Source organism: Mycolicibacterium monacense (assembly GCF_010731575.1).
GTDB lineage: Bacteria > Actinomycetota > Actinomycetes > Mycobacteriales > Mycobacteriaceae > Mycobacterium > Mycobacterium monacense.
Window position 1 is genome coordinate 227,238 of record NZ_AP022617.1, and the last position, 14,955, is coordinate 242,192.

A 14,955-nucleotide genomic window follows, 5' to 3' on the forward strand; every position below is an offset into this window, starting at 1 on the left:
CGTAGTTAGATGAGATGAGATGAGTGAACTGCGCTTGATGGCGGTGCATGCGCACCCCGACGACGAGTCGAGCAAGGGTGCCGCCACCATGGCCAAATACGCCGACGCGGGCGCCCGCGTGATGGTGGTGACGCTGACCGGTGGTGAGCGCGGCGACATCCTGAACCCGGCGATGGACATTCCGGAGGTGCACGGCCGGATGGCCGAGATCCGGCGTGACGAGATGGCCAGGGCCGCCGAGATCCTCGGCGTCGAACACCGCTGGCTCGGATTCGTCGACTCCGGACTGCCCGAGGGTGATCCGCTGCCGCCGCTGCCCGACGGCTGTTTCGCGCTGGCTCCCCTCGAGGAGTCCACCGAGGCGCTCGTGCGGGTCATCCGGGAGTTCAGGCCGCACGTGATGACGACCTACGACGAGACGGGCGGTTATCCGCACCCGGACCACATCCGCTGCCACGAGGTGTCGGTGGCCGCGTACGAGGCGGCCGGCGACTACCTGCGGTACCCCGACGCGGGTGAGCCGTGGAACGTGTCGAAGCTGTACTACATCCACGGGTTCCTGCGGGATCGCATGCAGACGCTGCAGGACGAGTTCGCCAAGCACGGGCTCGAAGGGCCGTTCGCGAAATGGCTCGAGCACTGGAACCCCGACCGCGACATCTTCGCCAAGCGGGTGACCACCCGGGTGGAGTGCGCGAAGTACTTCCCGCAGCGTGACGATGCGCTGCGGGCACACGCCACCCAGATCGACCCGAACAGCTTCTTCTTCGCGGCGCCGCTCGAGTGGCAGGAACGGCTCTGGCCGACGGAGGAGTTCGAACTGGCCCGCTCACGCATTCCGGTCACCCTGCCCGAGACCGATCTCTTCGAGGGCGTCGAGGTGGACCGATGATCGAGACGGTGTTGCTGGCGACGGAATGGCTGGCCCAGGAGCAGCCCCGCGAGACCGGCCCGGACTTCGGCAAGGCCAGCCCGTTCGGTCTGCTCATCGTCGCGGCACTTCTGGTCGCGGTCTTCCTGCTGGTGTGGTCGATGAACCGGCACCTCAAGCGGTTACCGGAGTCGTTCGACCCCGAACATCCCGAACCCGATCAGGCCGTGGACGACGGCACCGTCGACCTCGGTGGCGATCCCGGCGCGGGCCCCCGCAGCGTTGCCGAGAACGGGAACCCCCCGCGTGAGTCCGGCGGGTAACGAACTCGGCGGGGCCACCAGCCCCTACCTGCGCCAGCACGCCGACAACCCGGTGCACTGGCGTCAGTGGACCCCGGCCGCGCTGGCCGAGGCCGCCGAACGTGACGTGCCGATCCTGCTGTCCATCGGATACGCGGCCTGCCACTGGTGTCACGTCATGGCCCATGAATCGTTCGAGGACGACGAGGTCGCGGCCGCCGCCAACGCCGACTTCGTGTGCATCAAGGTCGACCGCGAGGAGCGGCCGGACCTCGACGCGGTGTACATGAACGCCACCGTCGCGCTGACCGGTCAGGGCGGTTGGCCGATGACGTGTTTCCTCACCCCCGACGGGCGGCCGTTCTTCTGCGGCACGTACTACCCGAAACCGAACTTCCTGCAGTTGCTGGCCGCCGTCGCCGAAACGTGGCGGGAACGTCGCGGTGAGGTGGAGGAGGCGTCCGACCGCATCGCCGGCGAACTGCGCAACATGGCGGGCGGGCTCCCCGGGGGCGGACCGCCGGTGCGGCCGGAACTCTGCGACGCCGCGGTCGCCGCGGTGCTGCGCGACGAGGACACCGCCCGCGGCGGTTTCGGGGATGCGCCGAAGTTCCCCCCGTCGGCACTGCTGGAGGCCCTGCTGCGCCACCACGAGCGCACCGGGTCGCCGGAGTCGCTCGCCACCGTGGAGCGCACCGCGACCGCGATGGCCCGCGGCGGTATCTACGACCAGTTGGCGGGCGGCTTCGCGCGGTACAGCGTCGACGCCGAATGGGTGGTGCCGCACTTCGAGAAGATGCTCTACGACAATGCGCTGCTGCTGCGGGCGTATGCCCACTGGGCGCGTCGCACGGGTGCTCCGCTGGCCCGCCGGGTGGCCGGTGAGACGGCCCGGTTCCTCATCCACGACCTGGGTGCGGACGCGATGTTCACCTCGTCGCTCGACGCCGATGCCGATGGCGTCGAGGGCCTCACCTATGCGTGGACACCCGCGCAGCTTCGCGACGTGCTCGGCGACGACGACGGAAGCTGGGCCGCAACGGTTTTCGGTGTCACCGACGCCGGGACGTTCGAACACGGCACCTCGGTGCTGCAACTACTTGCCGACGCGGACGACCCGGCGCGCCTGGAACGGGTGCGCACCGCGCTGCGGGCCGCGCGGTCGACCCGTCCGCAGCCCGGCCGTGACGACAAGGTCGTCACCGCGTGGAACGGGCTGGCGATCACCGCACTCGCCGAGGCCGCCGTCGCCCTCGGGGACCCCGAATTGCTCGACGCCGCAACGGGTTGCGCACGTGCCGTCGTCGATCTGCACGTGGTCGACGGCCGGTTGCGCCGCGCCAGCCTCGGCGGCCGGGTGGGGGAGAGCGCGGCGATCCTCGAAGACCACGCCGCGCTGGCCACCGGATTGCTCACCGTCCACCAGGCGACCGGGGAAGCGCGGTGGCTCGAGACCGGTCTGCACCTCGTCGATGTCGCGCTGGACCACTTCGCCGACCCGCAGCGCGACGGGTACTGGTTCGACACCGCCGACGACGCCGAGGCGTTGGTGCTGCGGCCCTCGGATCCGTTTGACGGTGCGACACCGTCGGGTGCGTCGCTGATCGCCGAGGCGCTGCAACTGGCCGCGCACCTGGCGCCGCCGTCGCGGGCCGGGCGGTACGGCGCTGCCGCCGACGCCACGCTGGCCACCGCGGCGCTGATCCTCGAACGGGCGCCGCGATCCGGCGGGCACTGGCTCGCGGTGGCCGAGGCCGCCGTCCGCGGACCGATCCAGATCGCGGTGGCCTGTGACCCGGCCGCCTCCGAATTGCTGGCTGCCGCACGGGTACTCGCACCGGGTGGGGCGATCGTGGTGGGCGGTCCGGTGGGCTCGTCGGAACTGCTGACCGACCGTGACCGTGTCCGCGGCGCCGACGCCGCGTACGTCTGCCGGGGCCGGGTGTGCGACCTCCCGGTGACGACCCAAGACGAGTTGGCCGCCGCGCTCACCGTGTAACCTGCGGCACATGGCCGTCGACCCCAAAGCCCTGGTTCAGCGTTACCTCGACACCGTCGCCTCCGGCACCGCCGACGATGTCGCCGCGCTGTACGCCGAGGACGCCACGCTGGAGGACCCCGTCGGCGGAGGCGAGGTGCACATCGGACGGCACGCGATCGCCGGCTTCTACAAGAACACGGACGGCGTCGAGATCAGCACCGAACTGCTGACGATCCGCGTCGGCGGTAACGAGGCCGCGTTCCTGTTCGCGATCACCGTCGGCGGCGCCATGCGCATCGAACCGATCGAGATCATGACGTTCAACCATGACGGGCAGATCGCCTCGATGAAGGCCTACTGGGGTCCGGACGACGTCACCCAGCTGTGATTTCGGCGTGCTGGGTCGCGCTGGGCGCGACCGCGCACGCCGAAATCGCCTAGCTCGAGAAGACCGCGAACCACATCGCGATGTAGTGGCAGATCGCCGCGACGGCGGTGCACGCGTGGAAGAACTCGTGATGGCCGAAGGTCGTCGGCCACGGATTGGGCCACTTCAGCCCGTAGAGCACCCCGCCGATGCTGTAGAGCGCGCCGCCGACGATCAGCAGCACCACCGCGGAGACCCCCGCGCCGTCCATGATCGGGCCGATGAACCAGGCCGCCACCCAGCCGAGCAGCAGGTACAGCGGCACCCCGACCCACGCCGGGGCCGACGGCCAGAACATCTTGAGCAGCACTCCGGCGAGCGCACCGCCCCACACGATCCAGAACAGCACCATGCCCTTGCCCTCGGGCAGGGCCAGCAGGGCGAACGGTGTATAGCTGCCCGCGATGAAGATGAAGATCATCGAGTGGTCGGCGCGTTTCATCCACTTGCGCGCCACCGGGGAACGCCAGTTCACCCGGTGATAGGTCCCGCTGACGGCGAACATCGCCACGATCGTGAGCGTGTAGATCAGCGTCGCGATCCCCGCGCGGGTGGACACGACCGCCCACGACACCGACACCAGCGTCGCCCCGCAGATCACCGCGACGACGGCGGAGTAGACGTGGATCCAGCCGCGCGCCCGCGGCTTGCCGATGAACTGTGCCACCCGTTCGGCGACTGCCTCGGGGAAGTCCTCCGGATCGGCCGGCGAACGCGGCTCGTCGGCGTCGATCGGTGTGGACGGGGTCGTCATGTCACCTCCGTCAACTCGGTTGGGGCACTCGGCCGCCACAGTAGTCTGAATACTCATGGACATCATTCCCCGCGGTCTCAAGGAGCCTGCATACCGGCTCTATGAGATGCGGTTGCGTCAGGAGCTGATGCGGTCCAAATCACAACTGCCGCGCCACATTGCGGTGTTGTGTGACGGCAACCGCCGGTGGGCGCGTGACGCCGGTCACGACGACGTCAGTTACGGCTATCGCGTGGGTGCGGCGAAGATCGCCGAGATGCTGCGCTGGTGTCAGGCCGCGGGTATCGAGATGGCCACCGTCTATCTGCTGTCGACCGAGAACCTGCAACGGGACGCCGACGAACTCGCCGAGCTCATCGAGATCATCACCGGTGTCGTCGAGGAGATCTGCGCACCGGCCAACCGGTGGAGCGTGCGCACCGTCGGCGACCTTTCGCTGCTCGGCGACGAACCTGCGCGGCGACTGCGCGACGCGGTGGAATCCACGACGGGCAACGGCACTGCCTTTCATGTCAACGTCGCCGTCGCCTACGGCGGCAGGCAGGAAATCGTCGACGCGGTGCGCGCGCTGCTCAGCAAGAAGCTCGCCGACGGAGTCACGGGGGAGCAGTTGGTCGAGGCGGTCACCGCCGAGGCGATCTCCGAGAACCTCTACACCTCCGGTCAGCCCGATCCGGACCTGGTGATCCGGACCTCCGGTGAGCAGCGGCTGTCGGGGTTCCTGCTGTGGCAGAGCGCCTATTCGGAGATGTGGTTCACCGAGGCGTACTGGCCGGCGTTCCGGCGGGTCGACTTCCTGCGCGCACTGCGCGACTACACCCGCCGGGATCGCCGCTACGGCACCTGAGACGCGTGCCACACTTGTGCCATGGCTGCGCTGTCCGCCGTGGTCTTCGCGCTGAGCTGGTGGCTGGGGCTGTACCTGCTCGCGCGCAACCCGCGTAAGCCGGTCCTGCTGTCGGCCGCGGTCGGGCTGACCGGGTTCGCCGTCGTGGTGGCCCTCGATGCCGTGCGCGTGGCCAGCGGCGCCGACGTGCTCGGCCGGGTCGAGATCTACCTCGTCGTCGTACCGGGCGTCGCGTGGTTCGCGGTGCTGCTCGAACTGTCGCGGCCGCCGGACACCGCCCGCGGCCGGACCGGTGAGCTGATCGCCGTGCTGTGCGTGGCGGCAGCGGCGTTGGCCGGCGCCGCGATGGCCGGCAGCGTCGAGGGTCCGCTGCGGCCCGGGCACTGGGTGATGTTCGCCGCGGTCTCGGTCTCCGCGCTCGCCGCGATGGTGCTCGCGGTGCGCCGCGGTGTGAAACCCGTTCCGGTGGTGGGTTTCCTCGTCATCGCGACCCTGTTCTTCGCGCTGGGCAACGCGATCCTGGTGATACCGCTCGGCCTGGTGCCGAGCTGGCTGGCGTTGGCGTCAACGGGTTTCGACGTGGCCCTGCTCGGTGTCGCCGTGGCGATCTGGGATGCGTTCGACGAGGGGCAGGCGCTGCGGGCCGACATGCGACGGTCCTTCGTCGCCACCACGGCGGTGGCGCTGCTGTTCGGCGGTCAGGTGCTCGTCGGGATGGTGCTCGCGGGTCCGGGCACCGCGCTGGTGGTGCTGCTGTTCACCAGCCTCGCGCTGGCGATCGCGGTCAACGTGCTCGCCGATCCGCTGGCCGGGGTGCTGGACCGGCTGGCGTTCTCCCATTCCCCGGACCTGCGCGCCGACCGGGCGGTGCTTCGCCGCACCGAGGCTGCGCTGCCGCGGCGTGCGGCCAACCCGCTCGACGACGTCGACGACGAGACCTTCGCCCGGCTGACCCGCCGCGCGCTCGGGCACTACGGCGACCTCGCCAAGCTGATGGCCAACCCGTTGACGGCGCTGCCCGTCATCGACGAGCGGCTCGCCGCACGGGGTGCGCCCGATCAGCCGCTGGAGCGGGCCAACGAACTGCGCGCACTGCTCGCCGAGCGGATCGCCCGGCTCAAACCGCGCGACGGCGAGGACTTCGGCACCACCGAACAGTGGCGGCACTACAACTCGCTGTACTTCCCCTACGTGGCCGGGGTGCGGGCCTACGCCCAGAACGCCACGCCCGCGGGACTCGACCCCGTCGCCCGGCGGGCCTGGCAGTGGTTCGTCACCGAGGTGCCGCAGCGGTCCCTGCACAACTGGCAGACCGCCGCGGCCAAGGTGATCGCCGCCGATCTGCGCAGCGATCTGGTCAGCGCCCGCGGCTGACAAGAACCCGCTGACCTGCGGTTGGCAGTAGTCGGCAGCGTTCGGTGTCGATCTGGCAGTGCGCTTCTCGCAGCATCGGTGGTGTCCGAGGAAGCCTCAACGCCGAGGAGCCAGCAATGACCGCCGTCCACAACTCCGTCCTCACCCGCCCGCTGTCCGACTCCACCGATTCGCTGCTGCGTTTCGCGCTGCGCGCCGACGCGACCCTGTGCGCGGCGCTCGGCCTGTTCGTCGCGATGGCCGCCGATCCGCTGTCGCGGCTCTCAGGGTTGTCGGCCACCGCCGAATGGATCGGCGGCGCACTGCTCGTCGGCTACGGCGCCCTGCTCTACGTGCTGGCCGCCGTACCCGACGTGCGCCGCGTGGGGGTCGGTGCGCTGGCCGGCAACGTCGGTTTCGCGATCGCCGTCGCGGCCGTGCTCATCGGCGGGTGGTTGCCGCTGACCCCGGCGGGGGTGGCCATGACCGCCACGTTCGCCGCGCTGACGTTGGCCCTCGCCTACCTGCAGTACCTCGGAGTGCGCCGTCTGGTGTGACGCCCGCACCCGGCCCCCCTGATCTCACGAATGAACCCACCACCGAAGGAGAAGAAATGACCGTCACCGCCCCCACCCAGACCCGGGACCGCCTGCTGCGACTGGCCATGCGTGCCGACGCCGTGCTGACCGGTCTCGTCGGTGTCGCCGCGGTCCCGCTGGCCGACACCGCGGCCGAATGGTCCGGCACCACAACGACCATCGAGTACTCGCTCGCCGCGTTCTTCATCGTCTACGGCCTCGTGGTGTTCGGGCTCTCCACGCTGCCGTCGCTGCACCGCGCGGGTCTGGCGGTGATCGCGGCCAACTTGGCCTACACCGTCGCCGCGGTGGTCGTGGTCGTCAGCGACGTGTGGTCGATGACGACCGTCGGCGTGGTGCTGACGCTGGCCACCGGGGTCTACACCGCGGTGTTCGCCGAGCTGCAGTACGTGGGCTGGCGCCGCCTCTGACTTGCCGAGCAGACACAAATGTCCCCGACACGCCGAGCTGTCGGGGACATTTGCGTCTGCTCGCGGGGGGCGGTGAGTCAGAGCTTGCGCAGGCGCAACCGGTTGATCGCGTGGTCGGCGTCCTTGCGCAGCACCAGCGTCGCCCGCGGCCGGGTCGGCAGGATGTTCTCGATCAGGTTCGGCCGGTTGATCGAATGCCAGATGTCGCGGGCAGCGAAGACGGCCTGTTCGTCGGTCAGCGTCGCGTAGTGATGGAAGTGCGACGCCGGATCGGCGAACGCCGTCGACCGCATCGTCAGGAACCGCGAGATGTACCAGCCCTCGATGTCCTCGAGGCGCGCGTCGACGTAGACCGAGAAGTCGAACAGGTCCGAGACCATCAGCGCCGGGCCGGTCTGCAGCACGTTGAGACCCTCGAGGATCAGGATGTCGGGATGACGGATCACCTGCTTCTCGCCGGGCACGATGTCGTAGAGCAGGTGTGAATACACCGGCGCGCAGGCGTAATCGGCGCCGGACTTCACCGCGGTGACGAAGCGCATCAACGCCCTGCGGTCATAGCTCTCCGGAAAACCCTTGCGGTGCATGATGTTCCGGCGGCCCAACTCCGCATTCGGGTAGAGGAACCCGTCGGTGGTGACCAGGTCGACGCGGGCGTGGTTACCCCACCGCGCCAACAGCGCCTGCAGCACACGAGCGGTGGTGGACTTGCCGACGGCCACACTGCCCGCGACGCCGATGATGAACGGGACCGGCCGGTCGGGGTTCTGCTGCGGTTCGCCGAGGAACTCCGACGTCGCGGCGAACAACCGTTGCCGGGCGGCCACCTGCAGGTGGATCAGCCGGGCCAGCGGGAGGTAGACCTCCTCGACCTCGAGGAGGTCGAGTTTCTCGCCGAGACCGCGGAGCTTCTTGAGCTCGTCCTCGGTCAGTTTCAGCGGCGTAGACATCCGGAGCGCACGCCACTGGGTGCGGTCGAACTCCACGTAGGGGCTCGGTTCGCTCAGCCGCGCCATGGGATCAGTCTTGCAGTACGGGCTCCGGGGTGAACGCCTGGGGCGAGGAGATTAGCGTTGCGGGCATGGAGCCCGACACCCTGATCCGCGAATATCTGCTCCTCGGTCTGCGCTTCGACCGCGTCGAGGACGGCTACGTCGACTCCTTCACCGGTGACCCCGCGCTGCGGGGCGCGGTGGCCGACGAGCCCGCACCCGACCCCGCCGATCTCGCCCGCCAGGCCGACCGGCTGCTGGCCGCGGTGCCCGACACCCCGCGTACCGGCGGATTCGACGAGGCGCGCGCCGACTACCTGGCCGCGCACCTGCGGGCGCTGGCGCTGGCGGGCCGGAAGTTCGCCGGTGAGGACGTCGGGTTCGTCGACGAAGTCGAGGCGTACTTCGACGTGCGGATCACCAAGGGCGATCCGGAGGCCTATCGGCAGGCGCATGTCGCGCTGGACGAGGCGCTCGGCGGCAGTGGACCGCTGGCCGAGCGGATCCAGGCGCACCGCACCGCCGACGAGATCCCGCCCGAGCGTCTCGAGGAGTGCATCCACGCGTTCTCCAGCGCGCTGCGCGACCGGGTGCGGGCGACGTATCCGCTGCCCGACACCGAGACCATCACCTACGAGGTCGTCACCGACAAACCGTGGTCGGGGTTCAACTACTACCTGGGCAACTACCGGTCGACGGTCGCGGTGAACGCCGACCTCAAACAGCAGATGGCCAACCTGCCGCGACTGGTCGCCCACGAGTCGTATCCGGGTCACCACACCGAGCACTGCCGCAAGGAATTCGGGCTGGTCGACGGTAAGGGCCAGGCCGAGCAGACGATCTTCCTGGTCAACACGCCGCAGTGCCTGATGGCAGAGGGGCTGGCGGATCTGGCGCTGTACGCGGCGATGGGGGACAGGGCGAGCGAAGCGACGGGGGATGGGCACGGCTGGGGGAGCTGGGCCGCGGAGATCTACGCCGACCTCGGGCTGCGGTTCGACGGGGCGCGCGCCGAGGCGGTGTCGGCGGCGACGACGGCGCTGGCCGACGTGCGTCAGGACGCGGCGATCATGCTGCACGACGAACACCGCCCGGTCGACGACGTCGTGGCGTTCCTCAAGCGGTGGCTGCTGGTCGACGACGACCGGGCGCGGCAGATGCTGCGGTTCCTGTCGTCGCCGCTGTGGCGGGCGTACACCAGCACCTACGTCGAGGGGTACCGCCTGCTGCGGGGATGGCTCGACGCGCGGCCCGCCGGGGTCGGGCTGACCGAGCGGTTCGGCCGGCTGCTCGACGAGCCGTTGATCCCGTCGGCGTTGCGCGTGGCCTGACTTTCGCCGAGTGTGCGATTTCATCCGCGACACGCGGGGTGGGGCGTATCAGTTCGCACACTCGGCGCAGATGGCGGGCGATTTCTGCCCCGGCGCCCTGCGCGATTACGCTCGACAGCATGACTGCAGACTCCGTGACCTCGTCGGCGGCCGCTCCGGGCGCCGAGTACGCCGCCACCGCGAGCACGGCCTACCAGGCCGCGCTCCAGGTCATCGAGTCCGTCGAACCCCGGATCGCGGCGGCCACCCGCAAAGAGCTGGCCGATCAACGGGATTCACTCAAGCTGATCGCCAGCGAGAACTACGCCTCCCCGGCCGTGCTGCTGACCATGGGCACCTGGCTGAGTGACAAATACGCCGAGGGCACCATCGGCCACCGGTTCTACGCGGGCTGCCAGAACGTCGACGTCGTCGAGAGCGTCGCCGCCGAACACGCCCGCGAACTGTTCGGCGCGCCCTACGCCTACGCCCAGCCGCACTCCGGCATCGACGCCAACCTGGTCGCCTTCTGGGCCATCCTGGCCACCCGCGTCGAGGCGCCCGGACTGGCCGAACTCGGCGCCAAACACGTCAACGACCTGTCCGAGGCGGACTGGGAGAGCCTGCGCAACAAGCTCGGCAACCAGCGGCTGCTCGGCATGTCGCTCGACGCCGGCGGGCACCTCACCCACGGCTTCCGCCCCAACATCAGCGGCAAGATGTTCCACCAGCGCAGCTACGGCACCGATCCGGAGACCGGGCTGCTCGACTACGACAAGCTCGCAGCCGCCGCCCGCGAGTTCAAACCGCTGATCCTCGTCGGCGGCTACTCCGCCTACCCGCGCCGGGTGAACTTCGCCAAGCTCCGCGAGATCGCCGACGAGGTCGGCGCCACCCTGATGGTCGACATGGCCCACTTCGCCGGTCTGGTCGCCGGCAAGGTCTTCACCGGTGACGAGGATCCGGTGCCGCACGCCCACGTCGTCACCACCACCACGCACAAATCGCTGCGCGGCCCGCGCGGCGGTCTGGTGCTGGCCCAACCCGAGTACTCCGACGCCGTCGACAAGGGCTGCCCGATGGTGCTCGGCGGTCCGCTCTCGCACGTCATGGCCGCCAAGGCGGTCGCGCTCGCCGAGGCGCGTCAGCCGTCGTTCCAGGCCTACGCCCAGCGCGTCGCCGACAACGCCAAATCGCTCGCCGAGGGTTTCCTCAAGCGGGGCGCCCGGCTGGTCACCGGCGGCACCGACAACCACATCGTGCTGCTCGACGTGACGAGCTTCGGTCTGACCGGCCGGCAGGCCGAGTCGGCGCTGCTCGACGCCGGCGTCGTGACCAACCGCAACTCGATCCCGGCCGACCCCAACGGCGCCTGGTACACCAGCGGCATCCGATTCGGCACCCCGGCACTGACCACCCGCGGCTTCGGCGCCGCGGAGTTCGACCGGGTCGCCGAACTGGTCGTCGACGTGCTGAACAACACCCAGCCCAATTCGACCGGACCCACTGGGTTCTCCAAGGCCAAGTACACGCTGGCCGACGGCACCGCCGAACGCGTCCACGCGGCGTCGGCGGAGATGCTCGACGCCAACCCGCTGTATCCGGGTCTCACGCTCTGACGCGACGCGCCGCGGGAATTTTACGATTCCCACAGGATTGGGTTACTGTAACCGCATGGCACAGAAACCTGTCCCTAACGCGCTGACCCTCGAGCTGGAGCCGGTCGTCAAGGACGAACTGCGTCGCCACCTCGACTCCGAGGACCTCTGGTTCGCGCACGACTACGTGCCGTTCGACCAGGGCGAGAACTTCGCGTTCCTCGGCGGTCGGGACTGGGACCCGTCGCAGGTGACGCTGCCCAAACACGTCACCGACGCGCTCGAGATCCTGTTGATCACCAAGGACAACCTCGCCGGCTACCACCGCGAACTCGTCGAGCACTTCATCCTCGAGGAGAAGTGGGGCCGTTGGATCGGCCGCTGGACCGCCGAGGAACATCTGCATGCCGTCGCGCTGCGCAACTACCTGGTCGTCACCCGCGAGGTGGACCCGGTCGCCAACGAGGACGTGCGCGTCGAGCACGTCATGAAGGGCTACCGCGCCGACCGCTTCAGCCAGATCGAGACGCTGGTGTTCATGGCGTTCTTCGAGCGGTCCCACGCCGTGTTCACCCGCAACCTCGAGGCGCAGATCGCCGAGCCGGTCCTCAAGGGACTGGTCGGCCGGGTCGCCGCCGACGAGGAGCGCCACGAGGTGTTCTTCGCCAACCTGGTCGCGCACTGCCTGCAGACCCACCGCGACGAGACCGTGGCGGCGATCGCCGCGCGGGCCCGCGAACTCGGGGTGGTCGGCGGTGACATCGACGCCTACCAGGACAAGGTGGCCGCGATGGCCGAACACGGCATCTTCGACGAGGCCCAGTTGCGCAAGGTCATCTCCGACCGGATCAGCGCCTGGGAACTGTCCGGTGAACCGGTGTTGCAGGAGTTCACGAACGCTTAACCTGGCGCGCGCCACACACCGGCGCGCCTGCGCGGCGCAGTCCCTGCGACGGGAGTAGCGTCGGCTCCGATGGCTAGCGAATTGCTCTGCTGTCCGGGCGGTACCCGATCGTTGCGATCACGAGAGGGCCGGCCCCGGCCCTGGTGCCGCAGTGTCCGCCGACAGGTTCGCGGGGGACCCGCGGATACCAGGAGCGCTACGTGACCGATTCGCCTCTCCGGACCTACGTGCTCGACACCTCCGTATTGCTGTCCGATCCCTGGGCAACAACGCGGTTCGCCGAGCACGAGGTGGTCGTCCCGCTGGTGGTCATCAGTGAATTGGAAGCCAAACGGCACCACCACGAGTTGGGCTGGTTCGCCCGGCAGGCGTTGCGCCTGTTCGACGACCTCCGCCTCGAACACGGTCGCCTCGATCAGCCGATACCCGTTGGCTCCGAAGGCGGGACGCTGCACGTCGAGCTGAACCACAGCGACCCGTCGGTGCTGCCCGCCGGCTTCCGGAACGACAGCAATGACGCCCGGATCCTCACCGTCGCAGCGAATCTCGCCGCCGAGGGGAAATGCGTCACGCTGGTCAGCAAGGACATCCCGCTGCGCGTCAAGGCCGGTGCCGTCGGGCTGACCGCCGACGAGTACCACGCCCAGGACGTCGTGGTGTCCGGCTGGACCGGCATGGACGAGATCGACGTGACGACCGACGAGGTCGACGCGCTGTTCGCCGACGGTGAGATCGATCTGGCCGCGGCGCGGGATCTGCCGTGCCACACCGGCGTTCGGCTGTTGGGCGGTAGCTCGCACGCACTCGGGCGGGTCAACGCCGCCAAGCGCGTGCAGTTGGTGCGGGGTGATCGCGAAGTGTTCGGCCTCCGGGGAAGGTCCGCCGAACAACGCGTCGCCCTCGACCTGCTGCAGGACGAATCGGTGGGCATCGTCTCACTCGGCGGTAAGGCGGGCACCGGTAAATCGGCGCTGGCGCTGTGCGCGGGCCTCGAGGCGGTGCTCGAGCGGCGCACCCAGCGCAAGGTGGTGGTGTTCCGCCCGCTCTACGCCGTCGGCGGACAGGATCTGGGCTACCTGCCGGGCAGCGAGAGCGACAAGATGGGTCCGTGGGCGCAAGCCGTCTTCGACACCCTCGAAGGGCTGGCCAGCCCCGCGGTGCTCGAAGAGGTGCTCGCGCGCGGAATGCTCGAAGTGTTGCCGCTCACCCACATTCGCGGTCGCTCGCTGCACGATTCGTTCGTGATCGTCGACGAGGCGCAGTCGCTGGAGCGCAACGTCCTGTTGACGGTGCTGTCCCGCCTGGGCGCCGGTTCGCGGGTGGTGCTCACCCACGACGTCGCCCAGCGCGACAACCTGCGGGTCGGGCGTCACGACGGCGTGGCGGCGGTGATCGAGAAGCTCAAGGGCCACCCGCTGTTCGCCCACATCACCCTGCAGCGCAGCGAACGCTCGCCGATCGCCGCACTGGTCACCGAGATGCTCGAGGAGATCAGCCCCGGCGCGCTGCCGTGACGTGGTGATTTCGGCGTGGTTGGTCGCGCCCAGCGCGACCAACCACGCCGAAATCACAGGACCTAAGGCCCTAGGCAGTTGCTTCGGTGTCGGCCATGCTGGAGTCATGTCGGACACCATGGTCGATAGCGAGGTCATCCGGGGCGCTGTCCAATTGGCTTGCCGTGCGCCGTCATTGCACAACAGCCAACCCTGGCGCTGGGTCGTCGACACCGACGGGCTGAAGCTGTTCCTCGACCCCGCGCGGCTGATGTTCTCGGCGGACAGTTCCGGCCGCGAGGCCGTGATCAGTTGCGGCGCGGTACTTCACCATCTTCGGGTCGCGTTGGCGGCCGCGGGATTTGCCGCCCACGTCGACCGGCTGCCGGACCCGAACCACCGCGACCACCTGGCGACGGTCACCGTGACGTCGATGGACTTCGTCACCGAGGCCCACCGGCGGCGTGCCGACGCGATCCTGTTGCGCCGCACCGACCGTCTCCCGATGGCGGCCGCGCCGGCCTGGGAGTCCTTCGAACAGTGGATGCGCACCCGCCTGGAGGCCGACGTCCAACTCGACGTGCTGGCCGACCACGCCCGCCCCCGGCTCGCCGAGACCTCTCACATGACCGAGGCCCTGCGCCTCTACGACTCGTCGTACCACGCCGAACTCAGTTGGTGGACGGCGCCGTTCGAGATCAGCGCGGGTATCCCGCAGAGTGCGCTGGTGTCCGCCGAAGAGAGCGAACGGGTCGACCTCGGCCGGAGCTTCCCCGTCACCCGGGGCGCGGAGCGGCGCGCGGCCATCGACGAGGACCGCGCCACCATCGTCGTGCTGTCCACCGATGGCGACGACCGCCTCGACGCGCTGCGCAGCGGTGAGGCGATGTCCGCGGTGCTGCTCGAGGCCACCATGGCCGGGCTGGCCACCTGCACCGTCACCCACGTCACCGAACTGGAGTCCAGTCGCGCGCTCGTCGGCGGATTGCTCGAGCGGGAGGCGCGGCCACAGGTACTGATACGCATCGGGCTGGCACCCGCGATCGAACAGGTGCCCCCGCCCACGCCACGCAGGGCCCTCGAGGAGGTCCTGCAGTTCGGTTAGGAGGCCGCC

General features: G+C 69.4%; 15 protein-coding genes. 13 read left to right on the plus strand and 2 right to left on the minus strand.

From position 1 onward, the window contains the following. Nucleotides 1–19 precede the first annotated feature (19 nt). From mca to G6N49_RS01115, 4 genes are read left to right on the plus strand one after another with little or no spacing between them, the layout of a single operon-like run. Entirely contained in the window at nt 20–892 is an 873-nt protein-coding gene (gene mca, locus G6N49_RS01100; protein ID WP_011561520.1) for a mycothiol conjugate amidase Mca, read from the plus strand. Further along, nucleotides 889–1,194 carry a hypothetical protein gene (locus G6N49_RS01105; protein WP_011561519.1) on the plus strand — a complete coding sequence of 102 codons (306 nt, stop codon included), beginning with the start codon at nt 889–891 and terminating at the stop codon, nt 1,192–1,194. The genes mca and G6N49_RS01105 overlap by 4 nt, the downstream gene beginning before the upstream one ends. Next, a complete protein-coding gene (locus G6N49_RS01110; RefSeq protein WP_011856706.1) occupies nt 1,178–3,172 on the plus strand; it encodes a thioredoxin domain-containing protein in 1,995 nt (664 codons plus the stop codon). The genes G6N49_RS01105 and G6N49_RS01110 overlap by 17 nt, the downstream gene beginning before the upstream one ends. A gap of 10 nt (nt 3,173–3,182) precedes the next feature. Next, nucleotides 3,183–3,542, plus strand: a complete 360-nt coding sequence (locus G6N49_RS01115; protein WP_011856705.1) for a nuclear transport factor 2 family protein — start codon at nt 3,183–3,185, stop codon at nt 3,540–3,542. Between the two features lie 49 nt (nt 3,543–3,591). Here the strand turns inward: G6N49_RS01115 and trhA are convergent, their stop codons facing one another. Continuing rightward, nucleotides 3,592–4,335, minus strand: coding sequence for a PAQR family membrane homeostasis protein TrhA (gene trhA / locus G6N49_RS01120; RefSeq protein WP_011561516.1), 744 nt, complete (start codon nt 4,333–4,335; stop codon nt 3,592–3,594). Nucleotides 4,336–4,390: 55 nt separating this feature from the next. Between trhA and G6N49_RS01125 the strand changes: the two genes are divergently transcribed. The 4 genes from G6N49_RS01125 to G6N49_RS01140 all read left to right on the plus strand — a co-directional run bounded on the left by G6N49_RS01125 (nt 4,391) and on the right by G6N49_RS01140 (nt 7,544). Beyond that, on the plus strand, nt 4,391–5,182 hold the full coding sequence (locus tag G6N49_RS01125; protein ID WP_011768349.1) for a (2Z,6E)-farnesyl diphosphate synthase: 792 nt from the start codon (nt 4,391–4,393) through the stop codon (nt 5,180–5,182). 21 nt (nt 5,183–5,203) lie between these two features. After that, nucleotides 5,204–6,556 (plus strand): hypothetical protein, encoded by a 1,353-nt coding sequence (locus G6N49_RS01130; RefSeq protein WP_083045631.1) that lies wholly within the window; start codon nt 5,204–5,206, stop codon nt 6,554–6,556. 116 nt (nt 6,557–6,672) lie between these two features. Then, complete coding sequence (locus tag G6N49_RS01135; protein WP_011561513.1) at nt 6,673–7,092, plus strand: hypothetical protein; 420 nt, start codon at nt 6,673–6,675, stop codon at nt 7,090–7,092. 56 nt (nt 7,093–7,148) lie between these two features. Next, the gene (locus G6N49_RS01140; RefSeq protein ID WP_011561512.1) at nt 7,149–7,544 is read left to right on the plus strand and encodes a hypothetical protein; all 396 of its coding nucleotides are present in this window, start codon (nt 7,149–7,151) and stop codon (nt 7,542–7,544) included. Between the two features lie 77 nt (nt 7,545–7,621). Here G6N49_RS01140 and coaA read toward each other — a convergent pair whose 3' ends face one another. Further along, nucleotides 7,622–8,560, minus strand: coding sequence for a type I pantothenate kinase (gene coaA / locus G6N49_RS01145; protein WP_011561511.1), 939 nt, complete (start codon nt 8,558–8,560; stop codon nt 7,622–7,624). A 65-nt stretch (nt 8,561–8,625) separates the two neighbouring features. Between coaA and G6N49_RS01150 the strand changes: the two genes are divergently transcribed. The 5 genes from G6N49_RS01150 to G6N49_RS01170 all read left to right on the plus strand — a co-directional run bounded on the left by G6N49_RS01150 (nt 8,626) and on the right by G6N49_RS01170 (nt 14,946). Beyond that, nucleotides 8,626–9,867, plus strand: a complete 1,242-nt coding sequence (locus tag G6N49_RS01150) for a DUF885 domain-containing protein (RefSeq protein WP_083045630.1) — start codon at nt 8,626–8,628, stop codon at nt 9,865–9,867. A 119-nt stretch (nt 9,868–9,986) separates the two neighbouring features. Then, nucleotides 9,987–11,465, plus strand: a complete 1,479-nt coding sequence (locus tag G6N49_RS01155) for a glycine hydroxymethyltransferase (protein ID WP_011561509.1) — start codon at nt 9,987–9,989, stop codon at nt 11,463–11,465. A 55-nt stretch (nt 11,466–11,520) separates the two neighbouring features. After that, a complete protein-coding gene (locus tag G6N49_RS01160) occupies nt 11,521–12,348 on the plus strand; it encodes an acyl-ACP desaturase (RefSeq protein ID WP_083045629.1) in 828 nt (275 codons plus the stop codon). A 200-nt stretch (nt 12,349–12,548) separates the two neighbouring features. Next, complete coding sequence (locus tag G6N49_RS01165; RefSeq protein WP_041310288.1) at nt 12,549–13,862, plus strand: RNA 5'-3' helicase PhoH2; 1,314 nt, start codon at nt 12,549–12,551, stop codon at nt 13,860–13,862. Nucleotides 13,863–13,968: 106 nt separating this feature from the next. Continuing rightward, nucleotides 13,969–14,946, plus strand: a complete 978-nt coding sequence (locus tag G6N49_RS01170; RefSeq protein WP_083045226.1) for an Acg family FMN-binding oxidoreductase — start codon at nt 13,969–13,971, stop codon at nt 14,944–14,946. The last annotated feature ends 9 nt before the right edge of the window (nt 14,947–14,955 follow it).

Bases quoted from the DNA above. Each gene is read 5' to 3' on its own strand.
- mca (WP_011561520.1), top strand. From the start codon at position 20: ATGAGTGAACTGCGCTTGATGGCGGTGCATGCGCACCCCGACGACGAG.
- G6N49_RS01105 (WP_011561519.1), top strand. From the start codon at position 889: ATGATCGAGACGGTGTTGCTGGCGACGGAATGGCTGGCCCAGGAGCAG.
- G6N49_RS01115 (WP_011856705.1), top strand. From the start codon at position 3,183: ATGGCCGTCGACCCCAAAGCCCTGGTTCAGCGTTACCTCGACACCGTC.
- trhA (WP_011561516.1), bottom strand. From the start codon at position 4,335: ATGACGACCCCGTCCACACCGATCGACGCCGACGAGCCGCGTTCGCCG.
- G6N49_RS01125 (WP_011768349.1), top strand. From the start codon at position 4,391: ATGGACATCATTCCCCGCGGTCTCAAGGAGCCTGCATACCGGCTCTAT.
- G6N49_RS01130 (WP_083045631.1), top strand. From the start codon at position 5,204: ATGGCTGCGCTGTCCGCCGTGGTCTTCGCGCTGAGCTGGTGGCTGGGG.
- G6N49_RS01135 (WP_011561513.1), top strand. From the start codon at position 6,673: ATGACCGCCGTCCACAACTCCGTCCTCACCCGCCCGCTGTCCGACTCC.
- G6N49_RS01140 (WP_011561512.1), top strand. From the start codon at position 7,149: ATGACCGTCACCGCCCCCACCCAGACCCGGGACCGCCTGCTGCGACTG.
- coaA (WP_011561511.1), bottom strand. From the start codon at position 8,560: ATGGCGCGGCTGAGCGAACCGAGCCCCTACGTGGAGTTCGACCGCACC.
- G6N49_RS01150 (WP_083045630.1), top strand. From the start codon at position 8,626: ATGGAGCCCGACACCCTGATCCGCGAATATCTGCTCCTCGGTCTGCGC.
- G6N49_RS01155 (WP_011561509.1), top strand. From the start codon at position 9,987: ATGACTGCAGACTCCGTGACCTCGTCGGCGGCCGCTCCGGGCGCCGAG.
- G6N49_RS01160 (WP_083045629.1), top strand. From the start codon at position 11,521: ATGGCACAGAAACCTGTCCCTAACGCGCTGACCCTCGAGCTGGAGCCG.
- G6N49_RS01170 (WP_083045226.1), top strand. From the start codon at position 13,969: ATGTCGGACACCATGGTCGATAGCGAGGTCATCCGGGGCGCTGTCCAA.